This is a genomic window from Bacillus norwichensis (genome assembly GCF_014836955.1).
GTDB lineage: Bacteria > Bacillota > Bacilli > Bacillales > Bacillaceae_C > Siminovitchia > Siminovitchia norwichensis.
In genome coordinates, this window is sequence record NZ_JACSPV010000010.1 from 56,969 (window position 1) to 75,686 (window position 18,718).

General features: G+C 40.5%; 15 protein-coding genes. 13 read left to right on the plus strand and 2 right to left on the minus strand.

Going from position 1 to position 18,718, the window contains the following annotated elements:
* The 4 genes from H9631_RS08055 to H9631_RS08070 all read left to right on the plus strand — a co-directional run bounded on the left by H9631_RS08055 (position 1) and on the right by H9631_RS08070 (position 4,235).
* The gene (locus H9631_RS08055) at positions 1-2,286 is read left to right on the plus strand and encodes a hydantoinase B/oxoprolinase family protein (protein WP_191811622.1); all 2,286 of its coding nucleotides are present in this window, start codon (positions 1-3) and stop codon (positions 2,284-2,286) included.
* A 1-nt stretch (position 2,287) separates the two neighbouring features.
* Positions 2,288-2,788 carry an acetone carboxylase subunit gamma gene (locus H9631_RS08060; RefSeq protein WP_191811625.1) on the plus strand — a complete coding sequence of 167 codons (501 nt, stop codon included), beginning with the start codon at positions 2,288-2,290 and terminating at the stop codon, positions 2,786-2,788.
* 66 nt (positions 2,789-2,854) lie between these two features.
* Positions 2,855-3,583 (plus strand): CoA transferase subunit A, encoded by a 729-nt coding sequence (locus tag H9631_RS08065; RefSeq protein ID WP_191811627.1) that lies wholly within the window; start codon positions 2,855-2,857, stop codon positions 3,581-3,583.
* A complete protein-coding gene (locus H9631_RS08070; RefSeq protein WP_404801724.1) occupies positions 3,564-4,235 on the plus strand; it encodes a CoA transferase subunit B in 672 nt (223 codons plus the stop codon). Before H9631_RS08065 ends, H9631_RS08070 begins: the two co-directional genes overlap by 20 nt.
* Positions 4,236-4,282: 47 nt before the next feature.
* Here H9631_RS08070 and H9631_RS08075 read toward each other — a convergent pair whose 3' ends face one another.
* Positions 4,283-6,214, minus strand: a complete 1,932-nt coding sequence (locus tag H9631_RS08075) for a sigma-54-dependent Fis family transcriptional regulator (protein WP_318246788.1) — start codon at positions 6,212-6,214, stop codon at positions 4,283-4,285.
* 361 nt (positions 6,215-6,575) lie between these two features.
* On the opposite strand from H9631_RS08075, the gene H9631_RS08080 reads away from it, so the two are divergent.
* The 9 genes from H9631_RS08080 (at position 6,576) to H9631_RS08120 (ending at position 18,564) form a co-directional block, all read left to right on the plus strand.
* The gene (locus H9631_RS08080) at positions 6,576-7,499 is read left to right on the plus strand and encodes a bile acid:sodium symporter family protein (RefSeq protein WP_404801725.1); all 924 of its coding nucleotides are present in this window, start codon (positions 6,576-6,578) and stop codon (positions 7,497-7,499) included.
* Positions 7,500-8,025: 526 nt separating this feature from the next.
* Positions 8,026-9,126 carry a glutamate 5-kinase gene (gene proB, locus H9631_RS08085; RefSeq protein ID WP_191811634.1) on the plus strand — a complete coding sequence of 367 codons (1,101 nt, stop codon included), beginning with the start codon at positions 8,026-8,028 and terminating at the stop codon, positions 9,124-9,126.
* 200 nt (positions 9,127-9,326) lie between these two features.
* Positions 9,327-10,598 carry a glutamate-5-semialdehyde dehydrogenase gene (locus tag H9631_RS08090; protein WP_191811636.1) on the plus strand — a complete coding sequence of 424 codons (1,272 nt, stop codon included), beginning with the start codon at positions 9,327-9,329 and terminating at the stop codon, positions 10,596-10,598.
* A gap of 51 nt (positions 10,599-10,649) precedes the next feature.
* Positions 10,650-11,720, plus strand: a complete 1,071-nt coding sequence (locus H9631_RS08095; protein WP_191811638.1) for a branched-chain amino acid aminotransferase — start codon at positions 10,650-10,652, stop codon at positions 11,718-11,720.
* 172 nt (positions 11,721-11,892) lie between these two features.
* The gene (gene mug / locus H9631_RS08100) at positions 11,893-12,396 is read left to right on the plus strand and encodes a G/U mismatch-specific DNA glycosylase (protein WP_191811640.1); all 504 of its coding nucleotides are present in this window, start codon (positions 11,893-11,895) and stop codon (positions 12,394-12,396) included.
* A gap of 592 nt (positions 12,397-12,988) precedes the next feature.
* Positions 12,989-14,374: a VWA domain-containing protein gene (locus H9631_RS08105; protein ID WP_191811642.1), complete on the plus strand. Its 1,386-nt coding sequence runs from the start codon at positions 12,989-12,991 to the stop codon at positions 14,372-14,374.
* A gap of 364 nt (positions 14,375-14,738) precedes the next feature.
* Positions 14,739-16,976 (plus strand): PrsW family glutamic-type intramembrane protease, encoded by a 2,238-nt coding sequence (locus tag H9631_RS08110; protein ID WP_225220936.1) that lies wholly within the window; start codon positions 14,739-14,741, stop codon positions 16,974-16,976.
* 2 nt (positions 16,977-16,978) lie between these two features.
* On the plus strand, positions 16,979-17,458 hold the full coding sequence (locus H9631_RS08115; protein ID WP_191811645.1) for a hypothetical protein: 480 nt from the start codon (positions 16,979-16,981) through the stop codon (positions 17,456-17,458).
* A 407-nt stretch (positions 17,459-17,865) separates the two neighbouring features.
* Positions 17,866-18,564, plus strand: coding sequence for a response regulator transcription factor (locus H9631_RS08120; protein WP_318246785.1), 699 nt, complete (start codon positions 17,866-17,868; stop codon positions 18,562-18,564).
* Here the strand turns inward: H9631_RS08120 and H9631_RS08125 are convergent.
* A complete protein-coding gene (locus tag H9631_RS08125) occupies positions 18,552-18,695 on the minus strand; it encodes an anti-repressor SinI family protein (RefSeq protein ID WP_225220937.1) in 144 nt (47 codons plus the stop codon). The two genes, H9631_RS08120 and H9631_RS08125, sit on opposite strands and share 13 nt — an antisense overlap.
* Between the last annotated feature and the right edge of the window lie 23 nt (positions 18,696-18,718).

Sequence of the window (18,718 nt, forward strand, 5' to 3'; positions counted from 1 at the left end):
TTGGCAAAAGCAATAGGTAGTGTTCTACCAAAAACACAAAAACCGATCGGCTGGGGTGGAAAGTCATTAAAGCAAATGCGTCATGATATGACAGAAATAAGTAAAGAAACGGGGCATTATGCTGGATTGACTTCCTTGCCATTAAAAGAGTCAGATCCAATAAAGTTTGAGAAGATTTATTCAAAACTTCGCGGCGGGGTCGTTCATGCAAGGGAAACGGCTAAGAAAGTGGCTGCTTCTCCCATTGTAGAGCAGGAAGGTGAACTATGTTTCAGTTTGTACTCTCCTGAAGCGGACTCTATTGTTACATCGACAGGGATTATTATTCACGTCGGAACAATGGGAGCAGCAATAAAATTTATGATTGAAAATGATTATGAAGAGAATCCAGGAATCGCTGATAGAGATATTTTCTGTAACAATGACAATCATGTTGGAAACGTGCATACATGTGATGTTCATACACTGGTTCCTATTTTTTGGGAAGATGAGATTGTCGGTTGGGTAGGTGGGGTTACCCATGTTATTGATACAGGAGCTTCCGCCCCCGGAAGCATGCCGATGGGCCCTGTACAGCGTTATGATGACGGTTACCAAGTAACCTGCCGGAAAATCGGACAAGATGATGTCTTATCAAAGGATTGGCTTCTAGAAAGCACTCGTTCCGTAAGAGCGGTGAAATATTGGACTCTGGATGAAAAAACACGTGTTGCAGGCTGCCATATGATCCGTGATCTTGTTTTGGACGTTATTCAAGAAGAAGGTATTGACACGTACAAAACATTTATCCGAGAAATTATCGAAGATGGTCGCCGCGGGTTTGTCAATCAGGTAAAAACCATGCTAATACCGGGGAAATATCGTCAGGTCTCATTCAGCGACGTGCAGTTTAAGGGCTTGGACCTGCCAAAATTTGCTCAGGTGGACACGATTATGCATTCACCATCCGAAATCACTGTCCATAAGGATGCAAAGCTAGAAATTGATTTTGAAGGAGCAAGCCGTTGGGGATGGCATCCGTTTAATGCTACTCCAGTTTCTATGACAAGCGGTATCTGGGTTATGCTGTCACAAACACTTGTGCCAAATGACCGGATCAATGATGGCGCTTACTATGCTAGTAAATTTGGTACTCCTTTAGGTTCGTGGCTAAACCCTGATGACATTCGTTCTGCCCACTCTAACACATGGCATGCACTTGTAGCGGCTTGGTCACCATTATGGCGGGGTTTAAGTCGAGCATACTATGGGCGCGGATATCTGGAAGAAGTCAATGCAGGAAATGCCCATACTTCCAACTGGCTGATGGGAGGCGGAATCGATCAATATGGAGGCCTTTCCGCCCTTAATAGCTTTGAGACTGCTGCCTGCGGTGTAGGAGCAAGCGCGGTTAATGATGGTATTAGTCATACAGCGGCTTTATGGAACCCGGAAGGTGATATGGGGGACATGGAAATATGGGAACTTCTTGAACCGCTTGTATACATGGGAAGGGAAATATTACCTGGATCAGGCGGTGCTGGAAAATACCGCGGCGGTAACGGATGGCAGTCACTGCGTTTGGGCTGGGGCGCGAAAGAATGGACAATGTTTGTTGCTGGTGCTGGTGTAATGGCGACAGATTGCGGATTAATGGGGGGGTATCCAGCTTCCTCAGGTTATCGTTTTACAGCTTATAACACTAATTTAAAAGAGAGGATTGAAAAGAGACAGCCTTTGCCACTTGGAGGCGATATAGATCCAGACAATCCGCTTTATGAGGAAAATATGGAAGCTGAGGTCATTCACCGTGACAGACAGACTTGCTCCACACAGGAAGAATTTGGTGATTATGACCTCATCATGAACTATTTGCGTGGAGGTCCAGGATATGGAGACCCAATTGAACGTAATCCCAAAGATGTGGAAGCGGATTTAAACCAAAGACATATTCTCCTGCGTTATGCTGAAAAAGTGTTTGGATGTGTGTTTAAAGAAAAAGACGGTATGTATACAGTTGATATCAAGGCAACCGAGAAAAAACGGAAAGCAATCCGGAAAGAACGCTTAAAAAGAAGTATCCCTGCACGGGAATGGTTCAATCAGGAGAAGCAAAATATACTCGATCAAAAAGCATCATTGCAAGTAAGAAATATGTATGCTGAAAGCTTCGCCCTGAGTGAAAAATTCACAAATGACTTTAAAGAATTTTGGACATTACCTGAGGACTGGATAATTCATGAAGAAGAATTAAATATGCCTAAGCTTGGAAAGCATATCAATCGCTTCAAGACAGGGGTGAAATAACATGGCAAAATACGATAAGAAGTTAATCGGGGAACTAATTGATGGAACATTAGATTTCTATCAATTAAAAACTATGATGTCTTCCCATAAAGACAAAGATAGGTTCGCTATTTATTTAAGTGTCATGCAAGAAAGGGTTCCTTGGGATGACCCAATTTTACTACCTATTGGAGAGCATTTGTTTATTGTTCAAAAAAAAGATGGAGAGCGGATTGTGAAATGTGACTGCGGATATGAATTCTGCCATTACAAAGATAATTGGAAACTACATGCCAATATATTTGTGCGGGATACTGAAGAAAAAATGAATGAAATATACCCTAAATTGATGTCGCCTGATACAGAATGGCAAGTATTAAGAGAATATTATTGCCCAGGCTGTGCTTCCCAATTGGAGGTTGAGGCCGTTACCCCTTGGTACCCGGTGATTAAGGACTTTGAGCCGGATATCGATACATTTTATAACGAATGGATCAATACTCCATTACCAGGCAAATCCTGATATGCATCTGGCGACGGTTAAAAACCGTCGCCTTTTGTGAAAAAAATTAAGGAAGGGGGGAGCAGCTTGAAAGAGATTCTGACATCATTTGAAGAAGCAATAAAAGATATACATGACGGTGCTGCGATTATGGTAGGAGGGTTCGGCTTAGTTGGAATACCCGAGAATCTCATTAAAGCATTGGCTAAAGAAGGAGCTAGAAATTTAACTATTATTTCAAATAACTGTGGAGTTGATGATTGGGGGCTTGGACTATTATTGAGGAATAAACAAATAAAAAAAATCATTGGCTCATATGTAGGTGAAAATAAAGAGTTCGAACGGCAAGTATTAGCCGGCGAAATTGAAGTTCAGTTAACACCTCAAGGTTCACTCGCAGAAAAAATTCGTGCTGGTGGATCAGGAATCCCTGCGTTTTATACTCCTGCTGGTGTCGGCACTGCCATTTCTGAAGAGCGCGAAGTGAGAAATTTTAACGAAAAATATTACTTGTTGGAAGAAGCACTGACAGCGGATTTCAGTCTCATTTATGCTGAGAAAGCAGACCGAATGGGGAATTTGATATTTAACAAGACAGCAAGAAACTTTAATCCGATGATGGCCGCTGCTAGTAGAGTTACAATTGCAGAGGTAGGTGAAATTGTTGAGGTAGGACAACTTGATCCCAATACTGTCCACACCCCTGGCGTTTATGTACAAAAAATGATCATCGGGCAGCAAGAAAAGCGGATCGAACGTTTGACTGTAAGAAATGAATCGATTCGGGGAAGGGGGAATGAACTTGAATCAAAATAAAATGATCATACGTGAACAAATTGCCAAAAGAGCTGAGAAGGAGATTAAAAGCGGCGACTATGTGAATTTAGGTATTGGCATTCCAACCCTTGTAGCGAATTTTATTCCAAAAGATAAACAGGTAGTTTTACAATCTGAAAATGGATTATTGGGAATCGGTCCTTATCCTACTAAAGAAGAGGTTGACCCTGACTTGATTAATGCAGGCAAAGAAACGATTACGGCGATAGATGGTGCGGCGTTTTTTGACAGTGCTGAATCATTTGGAATGATCCGAGGCGGTCATATCGATGTGGCGATTTTGGGAGCGATGGAGGTATCTGAAACAGGAGATTTAGCCAACTGGATGATTCCCGGAAAAATGATTAAGGGAATGGGCGGGGCGATGGACCTTGTACATGGTGCCAAGAAAATTATTGTCATCATGGAACACACAGATAAACAAGGAAATCCCAAAATATTAAAATCTTGCACTCTCCCTTTAACTGGTAAAGAAGTAGTGCATCGGATCATTACAGATCGAGCAGTAATGGATATTACTGAGAAGGGATTAACATTGATCGAAATTACAGAAGGTTATACGGTAGAAGATATTAAAACTTCTGTCGAACCTGAACTCATCATTAGCGAAGGGATTATGCAAAATCATTAATAAGCGGAGAAACGGTCTATCCTTTAAGTCGGATAAACCGTTTCTCCTTACGTAACTTTTAGTTGGTATTTCTCAATTTTTCGATAAAGGGTTGTCCTGGCAATTTTGCAGCGCCTTGCAACTTCAGAAAGATTTCCTCCTGTTTCCTCGATCAACTGTTTAATTTTATTCTTTTCCTCTTGCTCCAAAACGGTAAGTTCATGATGTTCACTGATCAACCCCTGACTACTGTCTCTAAAAAAATCTGGCAAAGAATCCATTGTAATGTGGTTATTACTGCAAAAAAGCACTGCATACTCAATTGTATTAGTTAGCTCTCGAATGTTCCCAGGCCAGTGGTATTGATTCAGCAATGAAAGAACTTCGTTCCCGATTGTCGGTACTGGTTTATCGTGTTTTTTTGCATAATGGATAATGTAATATCGAGTAAGGAGAGGAATATCTTCCTTTCGCTCTCTGAGCGAAGGCAGTTGAAACTCTACGACATTAAGTCTGTAATATAGATCTTCCCGAAATTTCCTTTCTGCAATCAGCTCCCTCATATTTCTATTTGTCGCCGCTATAATACGAACATCAACTTTCTTCGAACGAGATGTGCCAAGCCTTACGATTTCTTTTTCCTGTAACACTCGTAAAAGATGTACTTGCAAATCAAGTGGCATCTCACCAATTTCATCTAACAATAAAGTTCCACCATCGGCTTCTTCGAATCTTCCGGCTTTCCCCTTAGGGTTTCCGCCAGTAAAAGCACCAGGCTCATAGCCAAACAATTCACTTGCCATTAGTTCTTTCGGTATGGCCCCGCAATTTATAGCAATGAACGGTGATTGACTGCGTGAACTTTCTTTGTGGATGGCTCTAGCGAATACTTCCTTTCCAGTTCCGCTTTCCCCAGTAAGAAGAATGGAAACGTTAGTTGGCGCTACTATTTTCGCCCTGGCGATTAGTTGATTCATTGGTTGGGAATTTCCAATGATTCGCCCCCAATAAGTATAATTTCTTATTTGATTAGTTTTTTCTAAATGAAGCAAATAACCGATTCTTTCCGAACCTTGAACAATCACTTGAATAAATACCTTGATTTGAAGGGAGGGGACATCCAACTCCCATTCATATTCATTATTTGTAAGTAATGAATTTCGAATATGGTGAAACTCTTGATGGGCAGCCAATTGTTTCCAGTGGTCAATTTGCAATAAAAAAAGGCATTTTGGGTCTGCATGGACGATATTTAACATTTCGTCAAGCATGATAACACTATCCGATTTCCACTTATTGACAAAGCCTTCATAAAATTTCTGTAACTGATGTCGCTGTTTAAGTGAATGCGTTTTAAAGTTATGTTGGATCATCTTTGATATATTTTGTACTACACTGAGAGAATGAGGTTGAACAAGCTGTCTTGGTCCGGTTAAATCGATAATACCTAGAACTTTCCCTGTTAAAGGGTCCTTGATTGGAGCCGCTGAACATATCCATGGATGAACACCTTCACAATAATGTTCATGTGAAAAAATTTGAATAGGGTGGCCGACTGCCAATCCAGTTCCAATTGCATTTGATCCGGCAGCTTTTTCACTCCAGTCTGCGCCGCGAATGAAACTCATCTCTGCAGCCTGTTGCTTTATCTTTTGGTCCCCCTCCAAATGTATGATTGTTCCTTTATCATCAGCAAGGGTAATAAGGTGTCCAGTGCCCTGTACTTGCTGATGTAACGATTCAACAATGGGGAGAGACGCTTTATACATTTCCGAATGACTTAAGGTTTCGTCTAAACGTTGATCATCAATGATGATGGAGGTTTGCTTTTGGAGTGGATCGACCTGATATTCCTCACATCTTTTCCAAGATTGGTATATGGTTTGCCGTACTTTAACCGGCTTCTGCTTATCAGAAACAAAATATCCCCATTGGGATTCCAACTCTCTCATTTTCACATGAAGATTATCGGTTGAGTGAAGTGCCAAATATGTATTCACCAATGCATGTCCCCCTTCGATAGACTCACAGATCAAAAAAGACTTCTACAAATACAAAAATGAAAGGACAATTTAGTCATTGGCATAAGAAGCGATCAATACCATTATATTTTAAATTTTTAGACTCGTCAAATAACTAAACGCGTGTCTATGCATTTTTACTATGATAACTTTGCCAAAGAATTGAGAGAATGAATATTACTTTGATTTTAATATGCAGGCTGAACGAGTTATTTTAATTTTAATCAGTACAATAAATATGTGGATTTACCTCCGTAGACATGTGCTATTAAAGTTATTGTGAAATTCCGCATAACATGTATAATCAATCTATAATTAAGGGAGGTTTATGCAATTGAAGATGTTAGATAGGATTAGCCAATTTGCAGGCAATACCTTCGCAATATGGGTATTGTTATTTGCAGCATTGGCATTTTTTATGCCAGGCGGTTTTACGTGGATTGCACCTTACATATCTATTCTTCTTGGAATTATTATGTTCGGGATGGGTATGACATTATCTGTGGACGATTTTAAAGAAGTATTAAAGCATCCGAAAAAAGTGGCGATTGGTGTCCTTGCGCAATTTACGATTATGCCACTCATCGCTTTTGGACTTGCTGTTGGATTTAAGCTGCCGCCTGAAGTTGCGGCAGGTGTCATCCTTGTAGGTTGCTGCCCTGGGGGTACTTCATCAAACGTTATGACCTTTTTGGCAAGAGGGAATGTGGCCTTATCTGTTGCCATCACATCTTGCACCACGTTATTGGCACCTTTTGTAACGCCTGCATTGATTCTATGGCTGGCTAGCAAATGGCTACCAGTTTCGGCAGGAGATATGTTTTTATCGGTCGTGAAGATTGTCCTTATACCAATTATCCTTGGACTCATTGCAAAAATACTTTTTCGCAAGCAAGTAGAGCAGAGTATAAAAGCTATGCCGCTTGTTTCTGTTATTGCAATTGTCGCCATCGTCGCAGCAGTTGTCAGTGGTAGTCAGCAGAAAATCGCCGAGACAGGTTTGCTTATTTTACTTGTTGTCGTCTTACATAATTGTCTGGGCTATTTGTTAGGTTTCTGGATTGCTCGCTTATTAAACGTAGACTATTCTGACCAGAAAGCCATTGCCATCGAGGTAGGCATGCAAAACTCTGGACTTGGTGCGGCATTGGCGGCAGCGCATTTTTCCCCACTTGCAGCTGTACCAAGTGCCATCTTTAGTGTCTGGCATAATATTTCAGGCTCGTTGCTTGCTACATGGTGGAGCAAAAAAGCCGATAAGTGATTGTTCTACGCATTTTGTGTGGTGCTAGAATCTCTACCACGTTTCAGTAATAGGGATAGTATTGGTGAGAAAAAAAGCTTAAACGGGACATAACTAGAAAGTACAAATTAAATTTTTATATTCACATACTTAAAGAGGATTTCAGTATTCATAATTGATATTTATAAATGTACACTTCGTAGCTGGCGGCTAGACTCCTCACCTTGACAAATTCATTCTTCACGTTCATAATGGTTATCAAATTATGAACGTTGAATGTAGACGAAGGGCTAGTAAACGGATTTGTTCCGTGACAAGAGAGCGGAATTTACAAGCTGAGAAATTTCGCCACTGGAAAACCGTTGAACCTGCCTTCAGAGTCCCGTGCAAAAACATGGGCGTTTCCTGGCGTTATCAGGCAAAGTGGGGTGCTGATGCACCCAATAAATGGTGGTACCGCGGAAGCTACGCTCTTTCGTCCTTTATATGAGGATGGGAGAGCTATTTTATTTTTCTAAGAATGATCATTGTAATAGGAGATAGACCCATGAGAAAAAAAAGGATCGTTGTTAAAATCGGAAGCAGTTCCCTGACAAATGACAGAGGAGAAATCGATCAGGAAAAGTTTGCTGATCACGTTCAGGCACTGGCTGCTTTAAGAGGCGCCAATCATGAAGTGATACTTGTATCCTCAGGAGCTGTTGCCGCTGGTTTCAAAAACCTGGGGTATCCTACCCGTCCGGTAACGGTAAAAGGAAGACAAGCAGCTGCAGCAGTCGGCCAAAGCCTCCTTGTGCAGTCCTATACAGAGAAATTGAGCGAATTTAACATCATTCCAGCACAAATTTTGCTCACACGAAGTGATTTCGCAGACAGATCCCGCTATAGAAATGCGTTTGCAACAATTAGCGAGCTCTTGGATCGCGGACTGCTGCCGATTATTAATGAAAATGATACCGTGGCAGTCGATGAGTTGACATTTGGAGATAATGACATGCTCTCCGCTCTTGTCAGCGGGTTTATACACGCTGACATGCTCATCATCTTAACGGATATAAACGGTCTGTACGATTCCAATCCAAGGATGAACCCAGATGCGAAGAAGTTTGATTATCTGGAGGATATTACAAAGGATTTGCTGAAATCTGCTGATGAGACAGGCTCCAAAGTTGGAACAGGCGGCATGAAATCCAAATTATTGGCAGCAAAAACGGCAGTCTCCCTCGGTGTCCCTGTTTTCATTGGCAAAGGAAGCGGAAAAGACAAGCTGCTTGAAATTCTTCGTGGAAACGGAGACGGCACATACATTGCGAACGGATCACTCGATCCTATTAATACAAGTAGGCAATGGATCGCCTTCCACTCTGAAACATCAGGAAAAATCTATGTTGATCAGGGAGCGGAGGATGCTATTCTTCATAGGGGCAAAAGCTTGCTGCCTGCTGGTGTTTTCAAAGTGAAGGGAAATTTCCAAAAAGGCGATGTTGTTGAAGTTTACGGAGTAAATGGACTGCTGGGAAGAGGAGAAGTCACGTACTCCTCTCCGGAGCTTCGAGATTTGATTGAAAAAAGAAGTTGTGAAGAGAATAAGGAGACGTTAATGCCGACCATTGAAGTCATCCATCGCAATAGATGGGTCAAAGTCTGATTAACTTCATTCAGCAGAAGTCTCCCATTTCTGTAAGTGGTGGGGGTTCAAACCCCAGTTAAATAAAGTCAAAGCCACTGGCGGATGCCACAGATTTTCAGAGGAAATGTATCGAGCTTCGCTCGATAAAATCAGGGGCGCAAATACGTCAAGGCGCATTTGTTTAGAATTATTTTACGAGTGATAGGAGAGGAATACTTATGACACTAAAAGAAAAGGCTGCCGTAAGTGAAGTGGAAGAAAAAGGGAAAGCTGCATTAAAAGCCAGCAGAGCACTTGTCAACCGTTCAACAGAGGAAAAAAACAGGGCCCTTGATTTGATTGCTGAACAATTGTTGAAGGATAAAGATTATATTATTCAAGAAAACGAGAAGGATTTGCAAGCAGGAAAGGAAAGAGGTCTGTCTGATTCTATATTGGACCGGATCATGTTGAATGAAAAACGAATTGAAGATATGGCACGTGCCATTAAACTTTTAATAGATTTGAAAGATCCTATTGGTGAAACATTGGAGATTATTAAGAAAGAGAATGGCATGACCATCACGAAAAAAAGGGTTCCTATTGGCGTGGTTGGCATGATCTATGAAGCAAGACCGAATGTGACGATCGATGCAGCCACTCTATCCTTAAAAACTGGAAATGCTGTTATATTACGGGGAAGTTCTTCCGCTAAATTTTCCAATTTGGCTATCGTCCAAACCATTCACAAAGCACTGGGAAAAAGCGCAGTTCCAGTAGATGCTGTTCAATTGATTGAAGATACGAGCAGAGAAACAGCTAAGGAATTATTCAAATTGAATGATTATCTGGATGTATTGATTCCACGTGGAGGAAAGCAGCTCATTAAAACAGTCATACGCGAATCAACTGTACCAGTCATCGAAACTGGAGCCGGAAACTGCCACGTCTATGTGGATGAGTCCGCAAATAAAGAAATGGCTGAAAACATTGTGCTAAATGCCAAGTTGCAACGTCCATCTGTTTGCAATGCTATTGAGACAGTACTCATACAAAAAGATTGGTTCGAAATCCATGGTAAGGAATTGCTTGAAAAGCTTGATCAAAACAACGTAGAAATCCATGGTGACAAGTCAGTTCGCGAAGTTTTCTCTAAAGCAACAGAAGCTACTGCGGAAGATTGGGCAACAGAGTATCTTGGACTGAGTGTCAGTGTAAAAGTCGTGGAAGATGTTAACGAAGCTATTCAGCATATCAACCAATATGGAACTAAGCACTCTGAATCGATTGTCACTGCAAATGAAGAAAACGCACAAATATTCCAAGTCGCGGTCGACGCATCAACTGTTTATCATAATGTTTCCACTAGATTTACAGATGGATTTGAGTTTGGCTATGGTGCGGAAATCGGCATCAGTACCCAGAAATTGCATGCGCGTGGACCGATGGGACTTAACGCCCTTACATCAACCAAGTTTTATGTATCTGGTGATGGACAGGTTCGTAAATAAAGTGATTAAATAATATTAAATAGATTATAAGCGAGAGAAGGAGAATAAGTTTTGAACAAACAAATTGACATCCAACTTAGTACAAACCGCAAAGACAAACCGTCTCTTTCCAACTTGAAATTTGGAAAAACTTATACTGACCACATGTTTATGATGGATTACTCGGAGGAAAAAGGCTGGCATGATCCTAGAATTGTGCCATACCAACCAATTACACTCGATCCGGCTGCAACAATTTTCCATTATGGGCAAACCATTTTTGAAGGTCTAAAAGCATATATATCGGAAAATGAAGAAGTTTTCTTATTTAGACCAGATGAAAATATCAAGAGGCTGAACAGGTCAAGCAGCCGTATGTGTATACCAGAAGTGGACGAAGAGCTCGCGCTTGAAGCACTCCAAAAGCTTGTGTCAATTGACAGAGACTGGATTCCTAATCAAGAAGGCATGTCATTATACATCCGTCCCTTCATCATATCAACCGAACCAAATCTGGATGTAACGCCTTCAAAATCATATACATTCATGATTATCATGTCGCCGGTCGGCAGCTTTTACAAAGAAGGAATGAACCCTGTAAAAATAGCGGTAGAAAGCGAGTTTGTCCGAGCTGTCCGTGGAGGAACAGGGAATGCAAAAACAGCCGGCAATTATGCGGGTGCCATGATCGTGCAGGAAAAAGCAAGTGCTTCCGGCTACTCCCAAGTGCTTTGGCTTGATGGAAAAGATAATAAATATATTGAAGAAGTAGGAAGTATGAATGTATTCTTTAAAATAAATGGTGAAGTAGTTACACCTGCACTAAGCGGAAGCATTCTCGAGGGAATTACCAGAAAGTCTGTTATAGAGCTTTTACAGCATTGGGGTGTACCAGTATCTGAAAGAAGAATCTCAATAGAGGAATTACATGATGCTTCCCAAAACGGACAATTAGAGGAAGCATTCGGCTCCGGTACGGCCGCAGTCATTTCACCTATTGGAGAATTATTCTGGAAAAACGAGAAAATGCTCATTAATAACGGAAAAACAGGCGAATTGTCATTAAAGGTCTACACTTCATTGACTGGTATTCAAACGGGTAAGGAAGAGGATCCGTTTGGATGGAGAATAAAAGTAGAATAGATAGTAAACATGAACATGGAGCCGCCCACGAGAGACGGCTCCTGTTTTCATTAAACGTACAAAAGCAAGGACTTTCAGCTTATAGTTTCACTGTATGAAATTCCGTGTTTTTGCATCTGTAAAAATAGACTTGTATACCAAATGTTTTTTAAAATGAAAAAGGAGCAATAAAGTGAATCCTATTCCCGACCATATCAAAAAAGGGTTAAGTATCCTATTCATAGGCTTCAACCCCAGTATTCGGTCAAGTGAGACTGGACATCATTATGCCAACCCTTCTAATCGCTTTTGGAAAATTCTTCATCAATCAGGATTAACTGAAAGGAAGTTTGACCCTAGCGAAGACGGCACATTGTTGGAGATTGGATATGGATTTACCAATATCGTACCAAGACCCACACGAAACGCCCAAGAAATTACTGCAGAAGAATATAGAGCGGGACGAGAAGTATTAGTAGAGAAAATCTCGTTTTATCATCCGAAAGTTGCCTGTTTTGTTGGAAAAGGAGTGTATCAGCAATATAGCAAAAGAAGAAATGTTGCTTGGGGAGAACAAAATACCCCTATTGTTCCAGGGACCATTGAGTTTGTTGCACCTTCATCAAGCGGTCTAGTTCGAATGTCAGTAGATGAGATTGCTGCTATCTATAGACAAATGAAGGGTTTGCTGAACTGAATACTTGCTTCATCATAACGCTAGAGACTATTACTTAGTTATCTAGTTCTTTTTTTATGTTTTTTGAGGCAAACATTTGAAAATAATGGTAATATATTACAATATCATTCATTTAATTAAGTTGGGGGGAATAGTTTTTGGAAATGTACATAGGATAATTTCATATTTTAACATTGTTAAAATTCAAACCAGAGCAAACCTTTGAAAAGGTATAGATCGATGTTTGAACGGTTATTGTGAATCTGAAAACGCGATAGAGGATACCATGCGGTAAAAATACACTGAGATTCTCCAGTGGCTGAACTCATGAATGCAGACGCCAACATTAAATACGTCTAAATTTTTATAATATTTCGTTTATAGGAGACTTCTCATTGTTGGCTAGCTCGTTATGTTTCTCTAACGAGTCAGTATGAAAAGATGAGAAGGCGTTTGAAAATGATTGTTTCACAAGCCTGGTTTATTTTCGGGATGAGCTTCAGTAGTTTAATGAATACAAGAAGGAAGACCACGCTATTAAGGTAGTGCCTTTTCTTTATTTCCCCACTATGTTTGATGATATTTTACGAGAATTTGAATTGGAGGTAAGTGAATGATTCAAAGATCTATCTTAATTTTTGTAACCTTAATCGTTTTGCTTGCGGGCTGTAGTCAAAATGAACCTGAAAAGGAGAATGTAAAAGTTCAGAAACAATCTAAAACAGTTGAAAGTGAACCTGAAACTGAAATTGAAAATGAACCCCATTCCGAAGTTGAGTCCCAGATGGAATCGGAGAAAAGCGAACCTCAGACTCTCTTAACGGATGAAGAAATGTTAATGAAGCCAGCAGGACCATTTGCCGGTTCCAATTATGATAAGCAGAAAGTTCAAGCCAAATTGGACCAACTACCAGATAACTTGACTGCTGATCAATATACTGAAGAATTGCTTCTGCTATTGGGCGAAGACTACAGTTCTTATATTACTACGTTTAAAAACTTTGATACCGAAGTGAAAGTGGATAATCAGCGGCCGAATGGAAACGTCACGTTACCTGCAAGCAGGAAACTGAACATCTCTATCCTACTTGACGCAAGTGGCAGTATGGAGGCACAGATAAACGGTAAATCAAAAATGGATTCAGCAAAAGAAGCGATTCAAACTTTCACAGATAAACTACCTGAGAATGCTGAAGTATCTTTGCGTGTGTATGGACATAAAGGTACCGGGAATGAAAAAGATAAGCAGTTATCATGCAGCAGTACAGAAGAAATCTTTCATGGCCCAAGTAACCAGACAAAGCAGATTTCAAAAGCTTTAGCGAGTGTTAAGCCCGCTGGCTGGACACCGATTGCTAATGCCTTGGAGTCTGTAAAAAAAGATATGAACCCAGAGACAACAGACTCGGTTGTTTATGTTGTAAGTGATGGTATTGAAACTTGTGGTGGTGATCCGGCGAAGGTTGCAAAAGAACTCAATCAGGCCAAAGTGAAAACCGTTGTAAATATCATTGGTTTTGCTGTGGATAATGAAGGGCAGAAGCTGCTTCGACAAGTGGCTGCATCAGGTGGGGGAGAATTTACTTCAGTTGATAATGGCGAAGCTCTAAAAGATTACCTCAATAAGGCATACGATAAATTGCGTGGCGAGTGGACCATATGGAAAGAAAAAGGCGAAGGAGACGCAAATATACAAAAAGAAAAGAAGCAAGGAATAATTAATAACACAACAATAGATATGCAAATTTTAGCAAACAAAGAATATGAGAAATTATTGGCGGCCTTAAGATTCCTAGAAAATAAATATGGGAATACAATCCCTCACGGCGAGATTTGGAATCAGGTTACTGAACGCAAGAATTTCGTATGGAATTACGCTCGTGATACAGGGGATCGTTTATATAGAGCCGCTACTAAAAGTGGAAACGAGGTTTATGATGAGATCAAAGAGGAAGGGGACAAGAATATTGATGATCTAACCAATAAAAAGAAAGATTAGCGACGTTTCAAAAAATTATTGGAAGCCCGATTGATTAAGGCAGAAAAAAATACTACTAACTGAATTGGTGACTAAATAAAGCCTGTTCAGATGCTTCAATCTAGAAATAGAGAGCGATGCTGGCATGAATGAAAACTTCGAGCTTTGAGAGATTATTGATTCATTGTCTGAAAGGGAACAGAGAACGTGCTCAAGAGGGCTGCGTGCGGGAATGACTTCCAAGAGAGTATATTGAGATCCCGCCTCGTCCCATTATGTTGGGAAAAGAAAAGCAAAGATATTTCGTCCAGTCGGTATGTCGAGATAAAACTCATGACTGGGAGATGCTCCGCTCAAACAAGGTCAGCACTCGAAGGGGGCTGCGATGAATACGATTTGGTCTATCCGAACCGGAATACGGGATTTTCTTGAATCCGGCATCCGAATTTGCCGATCATGGATTGAGAAACATCCATTCGTTAAAACAGCTTATACGATATTTTCTTGGTTATCGCTCATTATTTTTGTTTTAAGCCTATTTTTTGTTAAAGAAGCACGTACTATGCTGGTCCAGTATTTATGGTCGTTCTATGTCCTACTTCAATTTTGGGTTTTGTGCCGAAGCAAAACATTGCCATGGAAGACGGTCGTGTTGTTTGTACTGTCAGGAGTTTATTTGGTTGTACCATTTACGACGCTTACAGTTAGTGCTTTTCACATGGTTTTCAGTGGAAAGACATCCGATGTTTGGTCAATAGCTGCCATTACTCCTATTTTCGAAGAGCTATGGAAACTGCTTCCTTTAGGTGTGTTTCTGTTGTTCTCACGCCGCTCCTCCGCCTTGAGTTTAAGTGACTATACGCTTATTGGTGCAGCAACTGGCGTCGGCTTCCAACTGATGGAAGAACTCTCCCGCAGGTGGCTAAGTTCCGGCGTTCTAGCGGAAAAATTTGGATACAGTTTCACTATGCTTGGCGGAGAAACGGTTCATTGGGACTTGTTCTCACTATTTCCTGGGCGCTTCGAAGAAAGTCTGCTTCCCACAGTCATGACTGTCAGTCATCCTGTACATACTGCTATGATTGCGCTCTCAATTGGAATTACTTCTCGGTTGCGCAAAAAACGAACGAAATGGCTTTTTCTGTTTCCGACAATTGTTTTGCTTTGGGCCATTTTGGATCATGCTACTTATAACGGTCAACATCAGCTTCCAGTTTGGGTATTGCAGCTTAGTGATTGGACCGGCAACGGTTATAAAACCCAATCAACCTTCCTGCTGATGCTATTTACATCGATTTTTGCTGACTACTGGTCCTTGAATAAAATCAGGAGCCGGCTTCCGACATTACCAAACGAACCATTTCTGAATCCGTTCACCGAACTATGGAATATGACTTACTCTTTTTGTCTGGAACGTGAGAAATTCATCTATTGGCTTGGTTTTTATCGGGAGCGCAGGGAACTCGGGTTTCATATCCTTTATGGGAACACCGAAGCCGCTAGTAGACAGGAGCCTATCAATGCCCGGGTTAAGTCTCTTTGTCAGGTATTAACCGTGCTTACAGTGTGTCTGCTTGTGGCTGGACTGTTTGCGGGCATGGGAGCACATGCAGGTGCTGCTGAATCGGCATGTTTTACTTGCATGTTCGATTCACTGCAAGATTGGTGGGATCGACTGAATTGGTATGAACAGGGAGCGCTTCTACTGGGAGCCCTGACCCTATCTATGATCTTTGTTGGCTTCTGGCCGGCTTTGGGTATTGCAATGACGGGGATGGGAGTCGCCGGGAGTGGGCATGAAATTGCCGGTTATATTCGCGATCCAAAGAAGCTGTTGACACCCGAAAGAGCACTTTCCGTCGCCGGAAGCATTATGCTAAACCGAATTCCATTCGGCAAAGCGCTTAGCTGGATGGGAAAGAAGGGTCGCCCGTATGTGAACAAGCTTCTCGAAAAACTGGGCTTTCGTAAATCGAATCCAGACGTTCCGGCTCATCCCGAACCGCCGAAAAAAAATGACAGAAAAGAGCCTGACAGGCAACCGGACAAACCAAAGAAGACAGATGGCGAAACGCCGGATGAGGAGGCAGTTCATGAGGGGACAACCAATGAGCAGACGAGAAAACCTAGTATCATTGGCAACATTGTTACAGAAGGAAATAAAACGAAATATACCAATCCGGCTGGAACCGAGCTGACTTGGGTTAAACAATCTCCCAAAAATATTAATAGAGATATTGAGCAGTTCTTAAATAGTAAAAACGTTGGTAAAGCAACTGAGGCAAAGGTTGCGGACTTTGTAAGGAAAGAAAAAGATGTTATAGGATATGGCCAAAAGGTTATGAGGAAAACAGGAGAAGCTGCTGGTGATTTAGATGTAGTAACAAAAGATGCGATCATTGAAGTCAAAACATCGATTAAAGCGGTAACCGAAGAACAATTTGCTAAATTTACTGATACAGCCAGTGATTTATTTTTTAATCATGAGAACAAAAAGGTTATTTTGTATATTGACAAGCCATTAAACAATTTGAGGCCAGAACATAAAACCATGCTAGAAAATATTAAGTCGAAAGGGGTTACTATTGTTAACTCATTAGATGATTTAAAGGGGGCTTTATAAAGATGGGAACTACCGCTTTTATCCTAATAAGCCAAAAAGAATATACACCAGAGCGTCTTCTAGCTAATTCAATCGCTTCTGCTTACCACGCGGATATCATGTTAAATTTTTATAACAGTAAAAACTATGACAGCAATGGCCATTTTCTTTCTACCACATTGAATATTAATGATAAAAATGTAAAAGAGAACGGTGAATCGTTTATACTTTATGTAGGTGCATTGGATAATCCAAATCTTGATTTTTTTGATTATAAGGGTGTGGGATTGAATCCCAGTCACAAACTGTATCAGGGAGGGACAATTGAAGAAATCTATGGTGTTGAGGAGTTAGTATTTCGATTTATATATCATTATCTGAAAGCTAATCCTGATGACTATTTTTGGGTTGCAGATTATAATTGGGTGTACAGTTGGAAGGATATGCAAAAATTAAAGTCTTTACCATTTGACTCAGAGTGGTGTTATAAAAAACCTAAATAAGTTTTTGAAACCACGACGCGTATCAAGCGATGGTATTCAGTACCAGATAAAATAACCTTTCTCTCGTCAAGAAAGGTTATTTTTGTTTAGCAGCTATCAAACTTCATGAGACTGGAGTGATCCAAATAAAACACCTGAGAATCACTGCTGAGGGATGTTGCTTGTTTGAATGCAGATTGATTACGCTTATTGTGAAAGAAAAAATGTTCTTAGAGTGAACAAAATAGGTATTATTCTACAATAGAAGCTATGCAGCTTTTTATAAGTAAATGAAAGGCTTATTGAGTGTCAGAAACATCTATTGCAAATTTGTAAAATTTTTAAGGTAATTATTTAAAAGTAATGGTAGTATATTACTATGTCATTCATATACCATTCAATCAATAGTAGGAAGGGGGAAGCTGTTGTTGAAAGGGCATATCATTGTTGCGGATGATGATCCAGATATCAGAGAAGTATTAAAAATATATTTAAGCAGGGAAGGCTTTCGGATACTTGAGGCGGAGGATGGAAACAGGGTATTGGAACTTTTTAATGCCCATGGAGCTGATCTGCTGATTTTAGATGTTATGATGCCTGGCTTGGATGGATTCGAAGTGTGTCAGCTAATTAGAAAGAAAAGCGATGTACCAGTTTTATTTTTAAGTGCAAAAGATGATGATACAGATAAAATCGTTGGGCTTGGAATCGGAGGAGACGATTTCATTTCCAAACCCTTCAGCCCTTCTGTTTTAACAGCAAAGGTCAAGGCACAATTCCGACGAAACCGTTTATTTCAGCAGAAAGAGGAAAACGTTCAACCTCTACTTTCTTATAATGGACTTGTTATAAATCCAGATAATTATTCTGTGCAAATGAATGGAAATGAAATCCAATTATCTGCCAAAGAGTTTCATATTTTAACATTGCTGGCTAAAAGCCCCAATCGTGTTTATACAACTGAACAAATTTTTGAACATGTGTGGGGAGAGGAAAGTTCAGGTGATTTTCGAACCGTTATGGTTCATATTAGCAACTTAAGGAAAAAAATTGAAACAAATCCGGCAAGCCCTCATTTTATATTAACGGTAAGGGGCATCGGCTATAAATTTCATTACTCGGATTGACGAAAGCTGTTTAAAAAATGGCGTATCTCATTTATCGTCAATCCGGCTTCTTTTGCTTCAACGATTAAAGATACCCACGCCATATCTAATTCCTCATCCTTATTTTTTATATCCACAATTAATTGGTTCAAGACTGTTCCCCCCATAACTTGAT